The following is a 21,393-nucleotide window of genomic DNA, read 5'->3' on the forward strand; positions in this document are numbered from 1 at the left end:
ATTATGACATTAGTCTAATTAGTAGGACTCTTATGTTCTATAAAATTAATATTTGTGGATAAAATATGCAATAATGCATATTTTTTCTTGTAATTTATATAATTTTACAATAATATGGTTCTTAAGTTATATAAAATCTAGAACCTTAGGAGGATTTACCTGTGTTTGATTTGAAAGATTTTCGCCAAAACAAACTTAAGATGACCCAAGAAGAGTTTGCGAAAATGATTGATGTTCGTCAAGATTACATCTCGAGAATTGAAAAATCACCTGGCTCGATTGATTTCAACTTATTGCTAAAAATTGCGGATGCTACAGGAACTTCCCTAGATGAACTCGCCGGATACAAAAAGTCTCTTCCAGAAGCATTAGTAGTAAGTAATACGTGGGATGCTTCTAAGCGTTTTAAAGACAGTATTCTTAGCTATATTACAACGAAAAAAACAGATTTAAAGATTAGTGAAAAATATGAAAAGATGATTGATGAACTACTAAATTTGGTTACTTCTACTTTGGTAAAACCTAAAGTTGCAGTTGTGGGGATGTCAGATGCCGGAAAAAGTAGGCTTATAAACTCACTTCTAGGCATGGATAAAATACCAACGTCATGGACTCCTACTACTTCCATAAGTATACATATCAGACACGTAGATGACCGACCTACATTCATGGATGAAGAAGCTTGGATTTTTAAAGGTGACAAAGATGGATTTGATTCAAAAAAGTTAGATGATGAAGTTTATTGCAAACAGAGAAAAATTGCCGGTGGAAATGCGGGAATACTTTCAGAATACGGCACTAGGCAGGGAGATAAATACGATTTAGATGATGCCGCCGCTGCAGTCGTGTATTTGGATAGCCCTATCTTGCAAATTTGTGAACTCGTTGACCTACCGGGGTTTGGTACTGGAGATCGAAAGAATGATGATATTTTAGCACGTAAATCGAGGGAGTTTGCTGATGTTGTAATCTACTTATCTATTGCAAATGGATTCTTAAGGGGAACGGATATCGAGTTTTTAAAATCTACACTTAACTCCCTTAGAGTCATCGAAAACCCTATTAATAATTTGGAACCACTCTCCAACCTATTCATTGTAGCTTCCCAAGCTCATACTGTGAATAATGGTAGCAAATCGGATTTAGAAACAATTTTAGACGGAGGGGCTAAACGTCTGTTTAATGAGATTCCAGAAGAAATATGGGAAAACAGGCAAGAACAGGCCGGTTGCAAAATAACACTTGGTGATTTAAGAAAACGTTTCTTTACCTATACCACGGATAAGCCATACTTACGAGCGGATTTTGAAAGTAATCTAGCACAATTGCTAGAGTGTTGGTCATCTAATGTAATTTTTCCATCCATAAATACCATTCATTCGTTTTTGGAGGACAGCCAAACTGGGCTGGACTATGATATAGCGGAATATGAAGGTATATTAAAAGAGCGTGAAATTCACAGGGCTCGTGCTGAACAAATCGAGAACGCAGAGCCTGAAAGACAAAGAACGATGCAAAAAAAAAGAAGCGCCGTAGATCAAAAAATAAAAGAGTTTCACGAAGAAACCAAAAAAGAATTCTATGCTGAATTTTATTCCGTCATTACAGTGGACTATATCGTAGACCTAATCAAACAAAAAGGATATAAAAAGAAAAAGGACGACATGGAAAGGTTAGCTGGATTTTTAAGTAGTAAGCTTCAAGGGAAACTACAAAATGTATTAAAGCATAAAACAAAAGAGTTAAATGAAGTTATTAACGAGTACTTGGAAGATTTCACTGCTGAAATTACTAAGTTCAAAAATCCACAATTAAAAGGGTTTGACATTCCTTTTGATGCTGTCAAAATATTTGCGAGTGGTTTGGCTGGGCTTGCGACCTTCGGAGGTCTAGCTATCTGGGCAAGTACGTTAGGAAACTTAGGCGCTTATATTTTAGTAGCGAAAGGAGTAAGTGTGTTATCGGCTCTAGGAATATCAGTAGCAGGAGGTACTGCAGGTGCGGCTTCAGCGGTAGCCGCATTAGGAGGGCCTGTTACTTTGGGTATTGCTTTGGCAGTTATTGTGGGTATTTCAGTCTTCGCTTTAATTTCTGGCGGTTGGCAGAAGAGCGTAGCAAAAAAGATTGTAAAAGAATATGAAAAGAATCAAGCATATGAACTGTATGCTACAGAAATCGATAACTTTTGGAACAGTACTAAAGTTGAGTTTGAGACTGCAGCAGATCATTTAGAAAAGGAATGGCACCAATATGTCCATAACTTAAATAATATGGTCACCTCTTACTCTGTAAATGATATTTGCGATTGCATCGACTCTGCGAAAGAGATGAAAGATTTTTTAGTCCGAGTACCATTAAAAGAGCCACTATTAATAGAGGCGTTATAAAAATAGCTGCTCCTAATAGCAAAATCTTAATGTATTTACCAATTATCAGAACCTTTAAAATGTCACTGGTAGGATAACCAGTGACATTTTTTACGATCAATACGAACAGATAAAATGAACTGCCTTCTTATAATTTACAGATTTATATATAATAAAATTAAAAAAGCACCCCTTAAGGTGCCTTCCATCAAAAATCACTTAATTTCCTCATATGATAGGAAATTCTCTTTTCTAACTGGCATCTCATTTTGGTATCCAGACAGCCTTCGAGTAGTATAGCATGGTATCTCAATCTTAAAGAATGCCATTTCCTTTTTAATTGTGGCCATAACAAATGATTCCCCATAGTTCCTCCTTAATTATCACAAATCGTAGGAGTCCGTATTCGGAAGCTGGCGAGCATAATCAATTTGACCTTAGCCCCTATAGCTTTGCGTCACCATTTTTCAATGGTTTTGCCATTATCGTACGATTTATGGTTTATATAACTATTATAGGATAATTCAACCAATTAGCAAGACTTTTTACCTGATTCTTTAGTCATAATTAAATCCAACTGCTTTCTGATATGTAACCCTATCTCCACGCATTCACCTCATCCGAATACACATTATCCACAGCACCCCGAAAATCCCCATTGCTACTGAAAAAACATCCGAATAATCATCATGTTGCCCACCTCAATAACCTTCAAATTTCCTAAATTCCATCCAATCTGTTCAGCCACTCATCCTTTAACGGTCTTCCAGTATTACGGCAGGCCGGAATGTATCTACCAAGAGACTACTTCAAATCGAATTGCGTATAAAACGAAAAGAGTGTTACATAAAACGAAAAAAGTCTGCATAAAACATAAAAAGTGTGCCGTAAAATGAAAAATGTCTTCATAAAATGAATAAAGTGTGCAAAAAAATGGAAAAGGAACCCAAAAAGACGCATTCCGATGTGGAGCGCGTCTTTATTGAAAGCTTAAGATCTGCTTATTGAACAGCCTCTTCTATTTTTTACTTGTCAAAAATTGAATTCGATAGAAGCCTGAATAAGTAATCTGTATGGTTGCGGAAGCCTGCTTCTAGGCCAATAAGCGTTACAGGGCGGTCCTTTTCTTCAACAATAACAGCCTGGCCTGATGCTGCTTCACGGTTTTTCCAGTGGCCGGATTCAAAAAAGTCCGGAGTTGAGTCAAAAGTTGCTTCGACAGTTGTATTGGTTGTATTCGTATACCAGACAGGACCGTAAACAAATCCCACGTCATTGCCTCCATATCCCGCTGTGATTCCGGTTCCTTTATAGTCAACCCGTACAATTCCGTTGCTGCTTGAAGTCCCGGTATTTACAGTCACGTCGGTCAGCCCAAGTGATTTCGCTACACGGGAAGCACCGGCACCGATTGCAATAAATCTGCCGTCCTTTTCGACAAATGTATTCACATTTTCTTTAAAAGCGTTGTATTCTGCTTCATTTGCAAGTGTAAATTCCTTGTTGGCAGCACTTGAGTTGAAGGATACCAAATTTGCACTTCCGCTATAAACAAATACATCGAAACCGCTAAGACCTGAGGCAGCTACCTGATGTGGATGAAGTTCGGTTACATCAAAGCCAAGGCGCTCGAGAGCGATTCTCACACCTGAGTGGGATTGTACTTTCCCCATACCGCCGTCTCTCAAAATAGCAACCTTTACTTTGGTGACAGCTTCGGCATCAGCCGGAATGCCAGCTGAACTCGATTGTACTGTTAAGCCGGATTGTTTTACCGCTTTTTCAATGCTGCCCCGGTTGGTATCTACATAAAAATTACCCTGAACATCTCGTTTTACAGGAATTCCTTTGCCAACAAGCTCGTTAATGAGTTGGACTGCAGCGTTTGAGGAGTTCGGGATTACATAAGGACCTTTCCCAATCAATTGGCCCTTTGTCTGCACCTTATCGACTCTTTTTGTCTGTACAGTAAAATCTGTTTTTGCCTCAACTGCCTCAAAGCCCCATAATTCTGGCAGGCTCCATGCAGAAATGTCATACATGGCAGCTATATCGTTCGTTATATCCTCGCCGTCCCAAAGGAATGCATTCGCGACAGATGCCTTAGGTTGATTCAAATCAACAATATACGTTCCGGCTTCATATGTCTTTCCTTCAGCTGTAAATCCTTTGTTTGCCCTGTGGACTTCGACATCATTGTTCAGGAGATGCTGAACGGCCTTTTCGGTAACAGTCGGATCCGCTTCGGTTACAGGAAGAATATAGGCTTCAGGAAAACTTTGATTCTCGTAATTCGGATGATAATTTTCCTCGCCTCGATTTAGAACTTCAAGCTGGTCTTCCAGCATCCCTAGTTTATGTTCAACTGCAAAGTTCAACGCACCTGTAACTGCATCAACCTGCCACTTGACTCCATCCCAATCATTCGTTGGCGCTTCCAGGGTATAGCCGTAACCGCCATGAAGCATCGCATAAGCTGGTGTATAAATCGGTGGGTAAACGTCCCAGCCATCTTTGGAGTCACGGAGCGGGATATGGGTTCCTTCCATTGTTTTATAGAGGTCTGTCTGGTAATTTGCCCTTTCACTTACTAGTTCAGCTTCCATTGCTTCAGCTTGCTGATTCATCCATTTGTATAGAAGATCATACTCATAGTTCGGGTTATGTGGAGGTGTACCCGGCAGGATAAGGCCTGGGTGATTTTTTACACCCCGCTGCTTTACATATCCATGTAAATCAAGCAATACAAGCGGATTAAGCTCGGTGATTTGTTCGATAACTGCCTGAGTCTCTGGCTGGGACTGTGTGATAAAATCACGGTTAAGGTCAATACCCTGCCTGTTGAATCGTGTGGCATCAATGCGGCCGTCCGGATTTGCATTCACATTAAAAACGAGAGTATAAGAATCGAGAATTTTGTGGGTTTCCTGGTCATTTTCAAACGCAAATCTTTCAATTAGCCGAAGGGCAGCATCTGTTCCAACAAATTCAGTTCCATGAATGGAAGCATGAATTAATATTGGGGCTTTTACTTGAGGATTTTCTTCCAAAAATTCCTTCGCTTCATCAGGATCCTCACTCATCAATTTCCTGAGTTTTTTATACGCGGGGTCCTGAGTTTTCCCATCGCTTGTTACCGTCACGGTATAAAGATTTCTTCCAGTCGACGACTTTCCTGTCACCTCGACCGTAACTCTCTTACTCTTTTTTAACTCTTCGAGTTTCCCCTGAATGTCATCATAAACGAGATAATCATAGTGCTCAGAGTTGAACAGGCTGTGCTTCCTTTCCACAAGCTCCTCTGTAGCAAATACATCTACTGGAAGCGAACTCGTTAACAAAGCCCCGCCTAAAACCACTGACCCTACAATTCTCTTCACATTTTTGCGTTTCGTTTCCAAATGAAAATCCTCCTTTTATGTAGTGGCTGGGTGCTGCTTTTGTATAAAAAAAACCTCTTTCAAAAAGAAAGAGGTTTTTACACAATATAGTGTGCCTCTCTCTTATCTCTCAGCGATATGCTGCAAGAATTAGCACCGTGTCATCTAAAAATGACCGGTTGCCGGGCTTCATAGGGCTTGTCCCTCCGCCTGCTCTTGATAAGTGAGTTTGTCTATCAAAATACTATGCTTTTGTTAAGTTGAATTATAGCTTACCTATTTAACGAGTCAATACAATAAAGGAAAAACAGGAATATATTACTAATTATATTTGGGACATAGTTCTTTTTGACCTCATGACCTGAGTTACTTGTGATACGGTTTACCTTAACGTATCTAAATGAGGGTTGCTGCTATTTTGCCAAATAACTTGCATTATTCATAAAGGCAAACCCTTCTATTAGGTTTTTTTTGCCATTTACATACTTAACCATTTCCTTTCAATTCTCTAAAAAGAAACTTGTCCTTATCTCTTAATATCTGTTCGGATTTGTTCCACAAATCAAGCCGTTTTGAAAATTAAGCGGAGGGGGGATTAGAAATAAGATAAGAAAAAAATTAGACAGATTTCTAATTCAATTGGGGTGGTGATAGTGATATTCCATCTATTAAATTGTGCCTAATTATTTTAAGGTAAAAGGTTTGGACTAATTTTATATTTATTTATTATTAATTTTAGATAATTAAATAATTGCAAACTATTGAAAAACATGGAAAAAAATGATGGATATTGTTAATATAAGTTAAATAAAGAAATTTTTAAGACTTAATAAGGGGAATGAGAATATTGATTGTTATTAATTTCTGTATACAAACATCTAATAGAAATAATTCTCCATACTCAGTTAAAGAAACTTTAATAAAACATTTTGAACATGAACACGGAAGCGGTTACTTAGAGAAGGTTAAACATGAATGGGAAGGACAACAGGAGTACATTAGAAGTCTGTTCCCCAGTAAAAGTGTTTTAGCCATGTTTCGAGTTAAAAAAAACCTATATTTTTTATTTGAAACTGATAATAATAATGATATAAATTACATAACTCTTGATGTCCTAATGATATCCCAAGAGATTAACATTGATGAATCATTTAATACTGTAATAAAGGACATACAATCTAAGTTAAATAAAATAAAAGTTAAAACTAAGCCTAATACGAATTCTCATGTATTGGTATACCCCGTTATACAGGAGGATATCATCAATTATACCTATAGCATAAAAGCTTTTTTAAAGAGAGGGGTAATTTTGGAAAGTAGTGATCGAAATACACTAATTATACTTGGTGTATTATCTTTTGTATCATTTTTTATTAGCATGAGCACCGATGATTATATAAGAAATTTGGGTTTTTCTTTATTTGGTTCGGCATTTATTACGGTAATTGCTTCTACTTCTTTTAAAACAACTTTAAAATATAGAATAATGATAAAGGATATTAATGATTTGTTTAATGTAAATCCACCTATTCGAAGTGGGCAGGACCCTGGAAACAATGGAACTTCAGAAGGTGAAGAAACCCCTCCTCTTAAAACGCCGACTATTACAGTCCCGGGAAAGAAGGTAGAAGTAAATGCTTAGAATTCCATATATAAGAGTTACTCAAAAATCCGAGACATTTTTTGTCTCAAAAATTAATACAGCGGAAATAGCAAATAATATAGATTTTCACTTTAGAGATCCTTATTCTATTGATGAAAATGAAATATTTACATATCAAAAATATATCAACGAATTGGAAAGGAACGACATTTATGTTAGTAGGAGTGAGGAAGGGATACAGAGAAGATTACAATTAAACAGGATTCACGATATTAAAAAATATCTACTATCTGAAGAAAATAATTTTTTTCCCTCATCAATACTTTTATCTGTAGATGTCTCTAAAGTCCGGACCTTTGAGGAAGATTATTTAGAATATGAAGATAGTGAAATTGGATATTTTAATCTGCCTGATGATGTTAGATTTACAGTAATTGATGGACAACACAGATTAGCAGGATTATTATCCGCTATGGAGGAAATACAAGAATTTGAACTACCAGCTGTTATTTTGTTCAATGTTTCAAGGTCTACTGCTGCTAAATTATTTTCAGATATAAACGGTAAACAAAAACCGGTTAGTAAATCTTTAGTTTATGACTTATATAGTGAAATTGATACAATCAGGCCAAAAGAAATAAAAAAATATAATGTAATATGTCAGAAGTTTTATTCAGATCCCACATCTCCTCTTTACAGGCATATTAAAATGCTTGGGATAGGTGAAGGTGCAATATCGCAGGCATTTTTCATTGATTATTGTATCTCAAATTTAAGGTATACTGATTTAGATGATATTCAAGAAATTTATACTCAATTGTTTTATTATTTTAAGGCTTTCCAATATGTGTTTCCTGAGGATTGGCCAGTTAAAGAAGGTTTTTCGAGTTTTGAGGAATTGATGGAACATTCAAGGTATGTTCTAAAAGAAAGAAAAAGTCAATTAGTAAAGACAAATGGTTTCGGGGCTATTTTGCAGTTATTTCCTAAAGTGTACCGTTATTCAGCCGGAGATTTTCAAAAATATTTACATATCATTGAACAACTAAGAGGGAATATAAACTGGGTTGCTGACCCAGATTCTCCTACTGGGACTGGAAAGGCATTTCAGAGAAAAATAACGGAGAGATTAGAAAATATATTGTATGAATTTTTAACCCCCAATAAAGTAATAACCAAAAAATAAATAAATAAATAAATAAAGAGACTGACTTAAATGGGTATAAAAATGATGACTTTTTTAAGTCAGCCTCTTGCTAATAAAGTGTTTTTATTATACCAATAAGCATTTTTATAGTCTTTATAATAATTTATTCTAACTAACTCCAATAAACCTCTTTTACTTATGACACGGTTCGCCCATACCATCCAACCGATATAACTACCTAAAATCAAAATTGACTCAATAGTCATATAATGAAAAGAATAGGTCCAACCAACCCGCAAAAAGTAGAGGGGAGAACCTAAAACCTACCGCCCTTCCTTATAAACTATTAAATAGCAACGTCACCATTCTCTTCAAAAAAGCTCATATCATGCCGTAAACATGTCCAATAGCAAAAAATCACTCACCACTTCCACATTGATCTCATTCAGAAAGTAGCAGCCCACGCGAAATATATAAATTTCATTAAACTTATTTGTTGCACCAATTTTCTAAATATTTTATTATTAGAAGTAACGAGGCTCAATCATCCAACAGGGCAAAATTTTTTTGCTCAGAAAATGAATGAGCATTCATTCAACGACTCGAAGACCAACCATAACCAACTCAGGCAACCACTGAGTCAACGAATCAATGAACGCAAAGAAGGGGGAGATAATTGTGATTCAACCGATTAGAAAGGCTGCCGTGCTCGGCTCCGGCGTCATGGGCTCAGGAATCGCCGCACACCTCGCGAACATCGGCATCCCTACGCTGGTCCTCGACATCGTCCCAAGAGAACTGACAGCCGCAGAACAGACAAAGGGACTCACACTCGAAGACAAACAAGTCCGTAACCGCATCGCCACCGAGTCGCTTCAAAAGCTGCTCAAACAAAAGCCGGCACCACTCACAGTCAAAGAAAACCTGAACCTCATCGAAGCAGGCAACCTTGAGGACGACATCCAGCGCATCAAAGACGTCGACTGGATCATCGAAGTCGTCACCGAGAATCTCACCATAAAAAAGCAAGTCTTTGCTAGTGTCGACCAGTACCGCAAGAAAGGCAGCATCGTCTCATCCAACACATCCGGTATCTCGGTCGAAGCAATGGCAGAAGGGCGCAGCGAGGATTTCCAGAAACACTTCCTCGGCACCCACTTCTTCAACCCGCCAAGATACTTAAAATTGCTTGAAATCATCCCAACCCAGCACACTAATCCCGGAGTCCTCAGCTTCATGAAAACCTTCGGTGAAGACGTGCTCGGCAAAGGCGTTGTCGTTGCAAAAGATACACCGAACTTCATCGCCAACCGGATCGGTACCTACGGACTCCTCGTTACACTGAGGGTAATGCTGAAAGGCGGCTACTCTGTCGGCGAAGTCGACTCCATCACAGGTCCGCTTATCGGCCGGCCGAAATCAGCAACCTTCCGGACACTCGACATTGTTGGTCTCGATACCTTCGTCCATGTAGCCAAAAACGTCTGGGATGGAGCAGAAGGCGATGAGAAGGAAGTCTTCACAGTGCCGCCATTCATGAACGAAATGCTAAAGAACGGCTGGCTTGGCAGCAAATCCGGTCAGGGCTTCTTCTTAAAACAGGGCAAAGAGATCCTTGAACTTGATCCTGCAACACTCACATACGGCCCACGCAAGCAATTGAAAACCGCGGCAACCGAACTAGCCAAACAAGAAAAAGGCACAGCGAATAAATTGAAAGCGCTTGTATACGCAAATGACCGCGCCGGTGAACTGCTCTGGAACATCTTTAGTCCGGTTCTAATATACTCTGCCGAACTGCTCGGTACAATTGCCGACGACATTCCGTCCATCGACCGTGCGATGAAGTGGGGCTTCGGCTGGGAGCAGGGGCCGTTCGAAACATGGGATGCAATCGGCCTTGAAAAATCCGTCGCAAAAATGCAGGAAGAAGGACGCACCGTTCCTGGCTGGATCTACGACATGCTTGCGGCAGGACATACAAGCTTCTATAAAGAAAACACCTACTATGACAACGGCGAATATAAACCGCTCGAAGTTAATCCGAAGGTCATTGAACTGAAAGCAATTAAAAAGGAAAAAGGCGTCATCAAAAAGAACTCCGGCGCAAGCCTGATCGACATCGGGGACGGCGTCGCACTGCTTGAGTTCCATTCGCAATCAAATGCAATCGGTCCTGACATTCTCCAAATGATCAACTTCGCTGTCGATGAAGTGGAAAAGAACTACAAAGGACTCGTCATCGGCAACCAGGGCAAGAACTTCTGCGTTGGCGCAAACCTGGCGATGATTTTGATGGAAGCTCAGGACGACAACATCTGGGACCTCGACATGGTCGTCAAGATGTTCCAGAACACGATGATGAAAATCAAATACTCGGCAAAGCCAGTCGTCGCCGCACCATTCCAGATGACACTCGGCGGTGGAGCCGAAGTCTGCCTGCCAGCAGCCCACATCCAGGCAAGCATGGAAACCTACATGGGCCTCGTTGAAGCAGGTGTCGGCCTCATCCCTGGCGGCGGCGGAAACAAGGAGCTCTACATCAAGCACCTCAACTCTCTGCCTAAAGGCGTCGACTTCGACCTCATGAAAGTCGCAGCCAAAGTATTCGAAACCATCGCGACAGCGAAAGTCTCCATGTCCGGAGCCGAAGCGCGCGAAAACAACTTCCTGAACTTCGCCGACGGCATCTCAGCAAACAGCGACCATCAGCTCTACGATGCCAAACAGGCAGCACTTGCCCTGTATGAAGCAGGCTACAAGCCGCCAGTCAGGAAGAAAGTTCCGGTCACAGGTGAAACCGGTTATGCCGCACTCATCCTCGGTGCCCAGGCGATGCAGCTATCCGGCTACATCTCCGAGTACGACATGAAGATTGCCAAGAAGCTCGCCTACGTCATTGCAGGAGGCAAAGTCCCATTCGGTACCGAAGTCGACGAACAATACCTGCTCGACCTCGAACGCGAAGCCTTCCTAAGCCTTGTTGCTGAGCCGAAATCCCAGCAGCGCATGCAGCACATGCTCGTCAAAGGCAAGCCATTAAGGAACTAAGAGCATAAAGCCTCTTTTGGAAAAAAGGGTCGACGCTCGAGAAGGGCAAATCATTTCCACGCACTACCATTTGGCGGACGGGTACCTCCCGGTACCCGAACCCCGCCTAGAATCATAGAACACTAGACCGAAAGAGAGGGAAACCAATGAGAGAAGCGGTGATTGTTGCCGGAGCACGCACTCCAGTCGGGAAAGCCAAAAAAGGCTCGCTTGCCGGGGTCCGTCCCGACGACCTTGGTGCACTCGTTATCAAGGAAACGTTGAAACGCGCCGGCAATTACGAAGGAAACATAGATGATGTCATAATCGGCTGCGCGATGCCAGAGGCTGAACAAGGCCTGAACATGGCACGCAACATCGCGGGCCTTGCCGGGCTACCGTATGAAGTGCCGGCCATTACCATCAACCGCTATTGCTCATCCGGCCTGCAGGCAATCGCCTATGCTGCAGAACGGATCATGATTGGCCAGGCTGACACTGTATTAGCTGGCGGCGCAGAATCAATGAGCATGGTACCGATGATGGGCCACGTAACCCGTCCGAATGTTAAACTCGCGGAAACTGCTCCGCAATATTACATGAGCATGGGCCATACAGCGGAAGAAGTAGCAAAGAGATTCGGCATCTCCCGTGAGGATCAGGATGCATTTGCCGTTCGCAGTCACGAACGGGCTGCCCGTGCCATCCAGAAAGGTAAATTCAGGGACGAAATCGTTCCTGTTGATGTTACGATCCGTTCAGTCGGTACCGACAACAAACTGAAGGAGAAATCGTTCCAGTTCTCTGAAGACGAAGGCGTCCGTGTTGGCACAAACATGGAAACTCTCGCAAAGCTTCGCCCGGCATTCTCCGTCACAGGATCTGTCACAGCTGGAAATGCCTCGCAAACAAGCGATGGTGCTGCGACTGTCATGGTAATGGAGCGAGAAAAAGCAGAATCCCTTGGACTGAAGCCACTGGCTAAATTCCGTTCATTCGCAGTCGGTGGAGTCCCACCTGAAATCATGGGCGTTGGACCTGTCGTTGCCATTCCGAAGGCGTTGAAGCTAGCCGGACTAGAAGTAACCGACATCTCACTGTTTGAACTAAACGAAGCATTCGCTTCCCAAGCCATCCAGATTGTTCGCGAACTTGGCCTTGATGAAGACAAAGTCAACGTCAACGGAGGAGCGATTGCCCTTGGACACCCGCTTGGCTGTACAGGTGCAAAGCTAACTCTATCCCTAATTCATGAACTGAAGCGCCGCAACGAACAGTTCGGTGTTGTCACGATGTGTATTGGCGGAGGCATGGGAGCAGCCGGTGTATTTGAACTTCTATAACCGTTCTATATAAAGCGTATCCAAGTGAACTTATATAATAGAAGAAACTCGTCGAATAAGTGAAAAATAAGTCGAAAAATGTCGAATTTCTACAATGAAATGGAGGAATCATAATGACCAATACGCTTGATCAGTCCATTAAGGGCGGTAGCTTTCTAATTGAGGATGTCTCCTATGACCGTGTCTTTACCCCCGAGGACTTTAATGATGAACATAAAATGATTGCAAAAACAACTGAGGAGTACGTAACAAAATCCGTACTCCCACATGTTGAGGCACTTGAAAACCACGAATTCGATAAATCCGTAAAATTGCTGAAAGAAGCAGGTGAGCTTGGCCTGCTTGGCGCGGATGTTCCAGAAGAATACGGCGGCCTTGGCCTTGATAAGGTAAGCTCGGCTGTTATCGCGGAGAAGATGGCTCGTGCAGGCGGCTTCTCAATTTCCCATGGAGCCCATGTTGGGATCGGTTCTTTACCAATCGTCCTATTCGGTAACGAAGAGCAAAAACAAAAGTATCTGCCTGACCTCGCTACAGGAGAGAAGCTTGCTGCATACGCACTGACTGAGCCATCTTCCGGCTCCGATGCCCTTGGCGCAAAAACAACTGCGAAACTAAACGAAGCCGGAACTCATTACACCCTGAACGGGGAAAAGCAATGGATCACGAACTCTGCGTTTGCTGATGTTTTTGTTGTCTATGCGAAAATCGATGGTGAGCAGTTCTCAGCCTTCATCGTTGAGCGTGACTTCCCAGGTGTATCTACAGGTGCGGAAGAGAAGAAGATGGGCATCAAGAGTTCATCGACTCGCACTTTGATTCTTCAGGACGCAGAAGTGCCGGTTGAGAATCTGCTTGGTGAAGCGGGGAAGGGCCATGTAATTGCCTTCAATATCCTGAACATTGGCCGTTATAAGCTTGGAGTAGGGGCAAATGGCGGGGCAAAGCGTGCATTCGAAATCACTGTTCAATACGCCAACCAGCGTCAGCAGTTCAAGACGCCAATTTCTTCTTTCAACTTAACGAAAGAAAAGCTTGCCACGATGGCGTCGAAAATCTATGCAACCGAAAGCTCCGTCTGGCGTACAGTCGGTTTGTTTGAAGATAGAATGGGTCGCCTCTCTGAGGAGGAAGCAAAAGACGGCCTTCAAGTTGCTAAGTCTATTGCTGAGTACGCAATCGAGTGCTCAATGAACAAAGTATTCGCCACAGAAACACTTGATTATGTCGTTGACGAAGGCGTCCAAATCCATGGTGGCTACGGCTTCATGGCTGAGTACGAAATTGAGCGTGCTTACCGTGACTCAAGGATCAACCGAATTTTTGAAGGGACAAACGAAATCAACCGCCTGCTCGTTCCAGGCACATTCATCCGTAAAGCAATGAAGGGTGAGCTGCCATTGTTCGAGAAAGCAATGAAACTCCAGGAAGAACTCATGATGATGATGCCAGAAGAGCCAGGTGAAGAGCCGCTCGCACAAGAGAAGCACCTTGTAACAAATGCAAAGAAGATTGGCCTTCTTGCTGCTGGCCTTGCTGCGCAAAAATTCGGCAAAGCCCTAGAGCAAGAACAGGAAATCCTTGTAAATATCGCAGACATCATTTCGAATGCGTACGCTATGGAGTCAGCCGTCCTAAGAACAGAAAAGGCCATTGCAAACCAAGGACTTGAAAAAGCCCAGCAAAAGCTTCTCTACACACAAATCTTCTGCCAGGAAGCTTTCAACGAAATTGAACAGCATGCCAAAGAAACCCTTCTTGCAACAGAAGAAGGTGACGCTCTCCGTATGCTCTTGTCAGCATTAAGGAAGTTTACCCGCCACACACCAATCAACGTCGTGGCAAAGAAACGTCAGGCTGCTGAGAAGCTAATTGAAGCTGAAAAGTTTGTTGTATAATCCAAACATAAAGAAACGGCGTCCCAAAACCCGGGATGCCGTTTTTACTGTGCTATTAAATAATCAAGGATAAAGTCACTCCAAAGCTTGTGACCGTCTTTATTAGGTTGATTTGTCTTTTTGTCCACATAGTCATAAATTTCTTCACTTTTAGGATCAGGCCATGATTCCCAGTGATTGAAATAAACGATCCCATTCTCGTTTGCATACCGTTCAAGTTCAGCTACCTGGGTTTTATACATCTTTGGTTGAAAGATAGGGTTTGGCGGCTGAAGGATAAATTCGGCTTGTGGATTTGCCGACTTTACTTCTTCAATAACCGTTGAAATATTAACAAGTGTATCTTCTATTCTTACAATGCTATTGTCATTAAGAAGAAATGGTTCAAAAATCACCATGTCAGGCTTTAAATCCGAAAGCTGCCCGTGCATAGTATATCCAACATAATCAGTAGTCGTTGATTCGTATTTTATAACGTCTACTTCAATAACCTCTTCACCAAACGCCTTAGTGATTCCCTCATCCACAAGATGCGCCCACCCGTTAGGATTATTCCCTACCGCGTTTGAGCCAACAATCACTAACTTGAACGGCTCTTTATCAGCCAGCTTTTGCTTCAACGTTTCGAAACTGTCTGTCGGCCAATTCTTAGTTAAAGATAAAAGAGCCCCTTCAGGCGAATCTTCTTTTTCCTTAGCTACCTTACTAGATCCCTCATTTGAGGAAGGACTCGTACTCTCAGTTTCCTTTGCAACCACAGAGGAATCCCCGCTTTTAATAACATTTTCCTTCCAATGCACATTCCCGAGAATTAATACAGCGGCACAAGCAATAGCTAATACAATAGATAAGAACACTTTCATATATAAACCTCCAAAACCGTTTAATTACCCAATCTTCTAACTTAATAAACTTTTAAATTTTTCCATTTTGAAAAAACTCTTTAACTTTTATTACAAATGGGTTACATTATCTAAAGAGCAAAATTTTCCACATTATCACTTAGATTATGACAATATTTTTAAAAATTTACAATCACCCTAGTAATATTTTGGAGAAATAATTAGAATTACATCAGTTCGGAGGGGCACATGGAAGAAACAATCAGTTTAAAAGAATTGTTGGCAACACTACGGAAAAGATTAAGTTTAATTGTTATAACAACATTAGCTGCGGTTCTGATTGCTGGAATAGCCAGTTATTTCTTTATGACACCAATTTACCAGGCATCCTCACAAATTCTTGTTAATCAGGAAAAAAAGGATGCAGCAGCATACAATGCTGGTGATATTCAAACCAACCTTCAGTTAATTAATACGTACAAAGGGATCATTGTTGGTCATGCTATTCTTGATTTAGTGATAGACGAAATGAATCTCGATATGTCCTATGAAACATTAAAATCTAAAATATCTGTATCTACTGAGCAAGATTCACAACTTATGAACATTGTCGTTCAGGACGAGGACCCCAAACGGGCAGCAGATATCGCCAATAAAACAGCAGTAGTATTCCAAAAGGAAATACCTGGAATTATGAGTGTTGATAATGTAAGCATACTTGCAAAGGCAACAGTTCAAGACGGTCAAGCACCTGTGAAGCCGCAACCACTTCTTAACATAGCAATTGCACTTGTAGTAGGTTTGATGGCAGGCGTGGGGATTGCCTTCCTGCTTGAGTATTTTGATAATACGATAAAAACCGAACAAGACGTCGAAAAATTACTGGAACTTCCTGTTTTAGGATCGATTCCTGTTTTTGATGAACCGACATCCAAACAACAACGCACTGAACGTAAGTCAAGGGCTTAAGGAGGGTTACCATGGCGAAAAAGAAACTTTTACAAGGAAAAAGAAAACTAATCACAAAGCTGGACCCTAAGTCCCCTATTTCTGAACAGTACCGGACCCTTCGGACAAATATCCAGTTCTCTTCAGTTGATGAGGAAATTAAGAAAATCATGGTCACTTCTTCAGGACCTGGTGAAGGAAAATCAACCACAACTGCAAATCTCGCAGTAGTATTTGCACAACAAGGCAAATCTGTCCTGCTAATTGATGCGGATCTCAGAAAGCCTACTGTCCATTATTCCTTTAATTTAACAAATACAATTGGACTTACAAATGTCCTTTCCCATCAGGTTAACTTAGAAGAAGCGATTAATGAAACGGATGTAAAAGGGCTTTATGTTGTATCAAGCGGGCCGATTCCTCCTAATCCTTCAGAATTGCTTGGCTCTAGGATGATGGACAGCTTTATAAAAGAGGCAGAAGGGAAATTTGACATTATTATGTTCGATACTCCACCGGTTCTAGCAGTAACGGATGCACAAATTCTTTCAAACAAATGTGATGGCACGATTCTAGTGGTTAGCAGCGAGAATACCGAGATTGAACAAGCTGTAAAGGCGAAAGAGTTGCTTACTACAGCCCAGGCAAAAGTTCTTGGTGTCGTACTGAACAATAGAAAATTCGAGAAAAACCAGCAATATTACTATTATGGCGTTAAATGACAGTTTTCGACAAATTCACCCCCTTTACTGCATAGTTTATAACATAGTACTATTAGATAAGGTAATTCAAGATATTGGAAGTGTTGTAAAATGATAGACATACATTGCCACATACTGCCGAAACTTGATGATGGAGCAGCAAATATGGAAGATGCTCTGCAAATGGCAGCTCAAGCTGTCGAACAAGGAATCGATACCATAATTACTACTCCCCACCATATGAATAGCCGTAATGTCAATCCAAGATCTTTGGTTTCGGAAAACGTTCAGAAGTTAAATCGAGTATTCCAAGAGGAAAATATTGATTTGACACTGATTCCTGGACAAGAGGTCAGGATTCATGGGGAAATTCTTGAAGGAATAGAAAACGGGGATATCCAAGGTCTTGGAAACTCAAATTATCTTTTAATAGAATTCCCATCCAACAATGTGCCTCGATATACTGAAAAATTATTCTATGATTTGCAGCTAAAGGGGTTTATCCCAATTGTCGCCCATCCAGAGCGAAATCAGCAACTAATCGAGCGACCGGAGCTTCTTTATAATCTAGTGAAAAATGGGGCACTTTCACAAATAACAGCTGCAAGTGTAGCTGGCAAGTTTGGCAAGAAAATCCGCAAGTTCACACTTCAATTAATCGAAGCAAACCTGACCCATTTCCTTGCATCTGATGCCCATAACACAACAAGCCGTGGCTTTGTAATGGGTGAAGCATACAACACGATCCAATCCGAGTACGGCATGGACATGGTCTATCTGTTAAAGGAAAACGCGGAACTTCTTCTTGAAGGAAAACAAGTGATTCGCGAAATTCCCGAAATGATTAAACAGAAAAAGTTCCTTGGCCTATTCTGAATCGGATACTAGTATTCTAGCTATTCATTTCAATACAATCGCCAAGTGAATACTTGGCCGGCGAAGCTATCCTGTCCGTTACACATGGGAGCACTCGGTTATGCAGTGGGAGGGTAATCCCTCCTTAGACGCCAGTCGTCAATTGCGTGATGTGAGGGTGGGTTAGATGCCCATACATATTTAAATAATCCTAAATATCTAACGCCAATACATGTTAAGTACGTGTATTGCCTTTAGGTATTTATTTTTGTCTGTTTATTCGCTTCAAAATATTAACGTAATAAAGGGGAAATGAGAACGTGGCCTATAAATCCCGGCTGGCACTGCTTATTCTTATTGATTCATTTCTAGTTCTGAGTGCTGTCTACATTAGTTATATTCCGTTGCATCCGTCATTGGGGATTACTTCATTTCCTGCGGTAACTGTAAGTGCCGTTACACTGTTAGTTAGCCATCATATTTTTTCATTTTATTATCGTCTTTACCAAAAAGCATGGGAATATGCGAGCATAGGTGAACTAATTGCAATTACGAAGGCGGTTACCTTTTCTGTGTTAATGACAACCTTAATGGAATTTGTTGTTTACAGACAAATCCATGTACGAGGATTAATTAGCACATGGATGGTATACATCTTGGCCATTGGAGGATCAAGATTTATATGGAGATCATTTAGAGATTCTGTGATCCGTAAAGCCACAAACAAGAAACGTGCATTAATTATCGGTGCGGGTTCTGCAGGGACAATGGTTGTAAGACAGCTGCAACATAATCCCGATGCGGAGCTGCTTCCGGTAGGGTTTATTGATGATGACTCGAGAAAACATAAATTACAGCTTTATAATATCCCGGTAATTGGTGGGATTGAGCATATTCAAGAATCGGTAGAGAAGCTGAATATTGACCATATCATTATTGCCATCCCATCGTTAAGCAAAAAGGAACTGAACCGCATTTTTAATGAGTGTTCGGCAACTAGGGCAAAAACGAAAATCATCCCAATGCTTGAAGATTTAATGACTGGGAAAGTATCCGTCAACAACTTTAGGGATGTCGAAGTTGAGGATCTACTTGGCAGGGAACCGGTCAAGCTTGATATGGATAGTATAGCGAATTATGTAACTGGAAAAACAGTTCTGGTCACAGGAGCAGGTGGCTCAATTGGCTCGGAAATTTGCCGCCAAATTAGCATCTTCCATCCGGCAAAACTTGTCCTTCTAGGCCACGGAGAGAACAGCATCTATCTGATTGATATGGAACTTAGGAGAAAGTACGGAGAACAATTTGCAATCATTCCGGTCATTGGTGATATCCAGGACCGGGATCGGATATTCGAAGTAATGGAAGAACACCAGCCGAACGTTGTATACCATGCTGCAGCACATAAGCATGTACCGTTAATGGAATACAATCCACGTGAAGCAGTAAAAAACAATGTCTTTGGTACAAAGAATGTAGCAGAGGCTGCAGACACATTTGGCGTGGAAACGTTTGTCCTGATTTCATCTGACAAAGCAGTAAACCCAACAAATGTGATGGGAGCAACAAAACGCATTGCTGAAATGATTATTCAGAAGCTTGATCAGGAAAGCGAGACTAGGTTTGTAGCTGTGCGGTTCGGAAATGTCCTTGGAAGTCGGGGTAGTGTTATTCCGTTGTTTAAAAAGCAGATTCAAGCTGGTGGACCGGTGACAGTTACTCATCCTGATATGACACGGTACTTTATGACAATCCCGGAAGCATCTAGGCTTGTTATTCAGGCAGGAGCGCTTGCAAGAGGTGGAGAGGTTTTCGTCCTGGATATGGGAGAGCCGGTTAAGATTGTTGACCTGGCCAGAAATCTGATTAAACTGTCAGGCTATACTATAGAAGAAATCGGGATTCAATACTCTGGAATACGTCCTGGAGAAAAGATGTTTGAAGAGCTTCTGAACGAAAAAGAAGTGCATCCAGAGCCGGTATATCCAAAGATATTTATAGGGAAAGCTGTGTTGGAGCAGGAAAAAGAGATTGAATACCTGCTTGAAAGGTTTGAGAGTTTCTCTGCTGAAGAGATGAAGGAGTATGTTATTAATTTGGCTAACAGGAAACGAAATCAGATTCTTTCATTGGCTAAGTAAGCTACCCACCAGTAGACAAAAATAAAATTATATTATATTTATACGCACCACCTGCCTGCATGATTATTCATGTAGGTGGGTTTGTTTTTTGTGCACTTAATAAATAATTTGCAAAGGGAAGTTGATCGCACATCAGGAGGTACTCCTTTTAAACCGTCAATTAATATTTGCTTGGTGTAGGGGTATTCACAAGAGGGATGATAAACGGATGACTGTTATTTAGTTTAAAAATGGCCTTTTATATAGCAGTTGTCGTCATTTGAAAGCACAGTATAAGAGTTTTTGGATTTCATTTCCAAATACGTTAAAGCTGCAAGGAGCTTTAGGTTCAAAAGGGTGGAATATACTTCTGTTCCGACCAATATAAGGCGGGAGAAGGAAGAAGAAGTTCCTTACGAGGTAACTATTTGAAAAGGATATTATTTAGTGGGTTAGTAGTTGGTTTGAAGAGTTAAATTAATATTCTAACTAAGTCCTAATCTACTAAAAAAATTTAAGGAGTGTAACTGAATGTATATGAAAATTAAAAGATTGATTGATATCGTTCTTTCTTTAATTGGACTAGTAATATTATCACCGATTTTTTTAATTTTGATTATTTCTATTAAGCTTGACTCAAAAGGTCCGGTTCTATTTAAGCAAAAGCGTGTAGGAATTAACAAGGCACATTTCAACATATTGAAATTCCGTACTATGAGAATAGATACCCCGAAGGACACACCGACTCATTTATTAGGTAATCCAGAACTGTATATCACAAGGATGGGTAAATTTTTGAGAAAAACTTCACTTGATGAGCTTCCACAGATTTGGAATATTTTTGTGGGACAGATGAGTATAATTGGGCCTAGACCAGCACTATGGAACCAGTATGACTTGATTGCTGAACGCGATAAGTATGGTGCTAACTATGTACTGCCTGGATTAACTGGTTGGGCACAGATTAATGGTAGGGATGAACTTCCTATTGAAGTTAAGGCTAAGTTGGATGGGGAGTATGTCAAGAAGATTAGCTTTTCGATGGATATTAAGTGTTTCTTTTTGACCATTGTTAGTGTTTTAAAGAGTGATGGGGTTATTGAAGGTGGTACAGGAGCTGAGAAAGAAGTTTCTAGTTTCAAGAAAACCAGTTCATAATG

At 40.9% G+C, this 21,393-nt stretch carries 13 protein-coding genes and 2 riboswitches; of the genes, 11 read left to right on the forward strand and 2 right to left on the reverse strand.

The window, feature by feature from the left end; genetic code table 11:
- Positions 1-161: 161 nt before the first annotated feature.
- Positions 162-2,387, forward strand: a complete 2,226-nt coding sequence (locus tag AM500_RS04790) for a dynamin family protein (protein ID WP_053598198.1) — start codon at positions 162-164, stop codon at positions 2,385-2,387.
- A 384-nt stretch (positions 2,388-2,771) separates the two neighbouring features.
- Positions 2,772-2,857, reverse strand: a riboswitch (cyclic di-GMP riboswitch).
- A 534-nt stretch (positions 2,858-3,391) separates the two neighbouring features.
- On the opposite strand, the gene AM500_RS04795 is transcribed toward AM500_RS04790, so the two are convergent.
- Positions 3,392-5,767: a M14 family zinc carboxypeptidase gene (locus AM500_RS04795; RefSeq protein ID WP_053598199.1), complete on the reverse strand. Its 2,376-nt coding sequence runs from the start codon at positions 5,765-5,767 to the stop codon at positions 3,392-3,394.
- A gap of 99 nt (positions 5,768-5,866) precedes the next feature.
- Positions 5,867-5,972, reverse strand: a riboswitch (SAM riboswitch).
- A 621-nt stretch (positions 5,973-6,593) separates the two neighbouring features.
- Here AM500_RS04795 and AM500_RS04800 point away from each other — a divergent pair.
- The 5 genes from AM500_RS04800 (at position 6,594) to AM500_RS04820 (ending at position 14,767) form a co-directional block, all read left to right on the forward strand.
- A complete protein-coding gene (locus AM500_RS04800; RefSeq protein ID WP_053598200.1) occupies positions 6,594-7,388 on the forward strand; it encodes a hypothetical protein in 795 nt (264 codons plus the stop codon).
- Complete coding sequence (locus AM500_RS04805) at positions 7,381-8,535, forward strand: DGQHR domain-containing protein (protein WP_053598201.1); 1,155 nt, start codon at positions 7,381-7,383, stop codon at positions 8,533-8,535. The genes AM500_RS04800 and AM500_RS04805 overlap by 8 nt, the downstream gene beginning before the upstream one ends.
- A gap of 642 nt (positions 8,536-9,177) precedes the next feature.
- On the forward strand, positions 9,178-11,547 hold the full coding sequence (locus AM500_RS04810; protein ID WP_197282694.1) for a 3-hydroxyacyl-CoA dehydrogenase/enoyl-CoA hydratase family protein: 2,370 nt from the start codon (positions 9,178-9,180) through the stop codon (positions 11,545-11,547).
- A gap of 146 nt (positions 11,548-11,693) precedes the next feature.
- Positions 11,694-12,869 (forward strand): acetyl-CoA C-acetyltransferase, encoded by a 1,176-nt coding sequence (locus AM500_RS04815; protein WP_053598203.1) that lies wholly within the window; start codon positions 11,694-11,696, stop codon positions 12,867-12,869.
- Positions 12,870-12,982: 113 nt separating this feature from the next.
- The gene (locus tag AM500_RS04820) at positions 12,983-14,767 is read left to right on the forward strand and encodes an acyl-CoA dehydrogenase family protein (RefSeq protein WP_053598204.1); all 1,785 of its coding nucleotides are present in this window, start codon (positions 12,983-12,985) and stop codon (positions 14,765-14,767) included.
- A 44-nt stretch (positions 14,768-14,811) separates the two neighbouring features.
- Here the strand turns inward: AM500_RS04820 and AM500_RS04825 are convergent, their stop codons facing one another.
- Positions 14,812-15,630, reverse strand: coding sequence for an SGNH/GDSL hydrolase family protein (locus AM500_RS04825; RefSeq protein WP_053598205.1), 819 nt, complete (start codon positions 15,628-15,630; stop codon positions 14,812-14,814).
- 228 nt (positions 15,631-15,858) lie between these two features.
- On the opposite strand from AM500_RS04825, the gene AM500_RS04830 reads away from it, so the two are divergent.
- The 5 genes from AM500_RS04830 to AM500_RS04850 all read left to right on the forward strand — a co-directional run bounded on the left by AM500_RS04830 (position 15,859) and on the right by AM500_RS04850 (position 21,391).
- Positions 15,859-16,578: a YveK family protein gene (locus AM500_RS04830; RefSeq protein ID WP_053598206.1), complete on the forward strand. Its 720-nt coding sequence runs from the start codon at positions 15,859-15,861 to the stop codon at positions 16,576-16,578.
- An 11-nt stretch (positions 16,579-16,589) separates the two neighbouring features.
- A complete protein-coding gene (locus AM500_RS04835) occupies positions 16,590-17,279 on the forward strand; it encodes a CpsD/CapB family tyrosine-protein kinase (protein ID WP_053598207.1) in 690 nt (229 codons plus the stop codon).
- Between the two features lie 90 nt (positions 17,280-17,369).
- Positions 17,370-18,134: a tyrosine-protein phosphatase gene (locus AM500_RS04840; protein WP_053598208.1), complete on the forward strand. Its 765-nt coding sequence runs from the start codon at positions 17,370-17,372 to the stop codon at positions 18,132-18,134.
- Positions 18,135-18,433: 299 nt separating this feature from the next.
- Positions 18,434-20,254: a polysaccharide biosynthesis protein gene (locus tag AM500_RS04845; protein WP_053598209.1), complete on the forward strand. Its 1,821-nt coding sequence runs from the start codon at positions 18,434-18,436 to the stop codon at positions 20,252-20,254.
- Positions 20,255-20,764: 510 nt separating this feature from the next.
- Positions 20,765-21,391 carry a sugar transferase gene (locus tag AM500_RS04850; protein ID WP_053598210.1) on the forward strand — a complete coding sequence of 209 codons (627 nt, stop codon included), beginning with the start codon at positions 20,765-20,767 and terminating at the stop codon, positions 21,389-21,391.
- The last annotated feature ends 2 nt before the right edge of the window (positions 21,392-21,393 follow it).

Source organism: Bacillus sp. FJAT-18017 (genome assembly GCF_001278805.1).
GTDB lineage: Bacteria > Bacillota > Bacilli > Bacillales > Cytobacillaceae > Bacillus_D.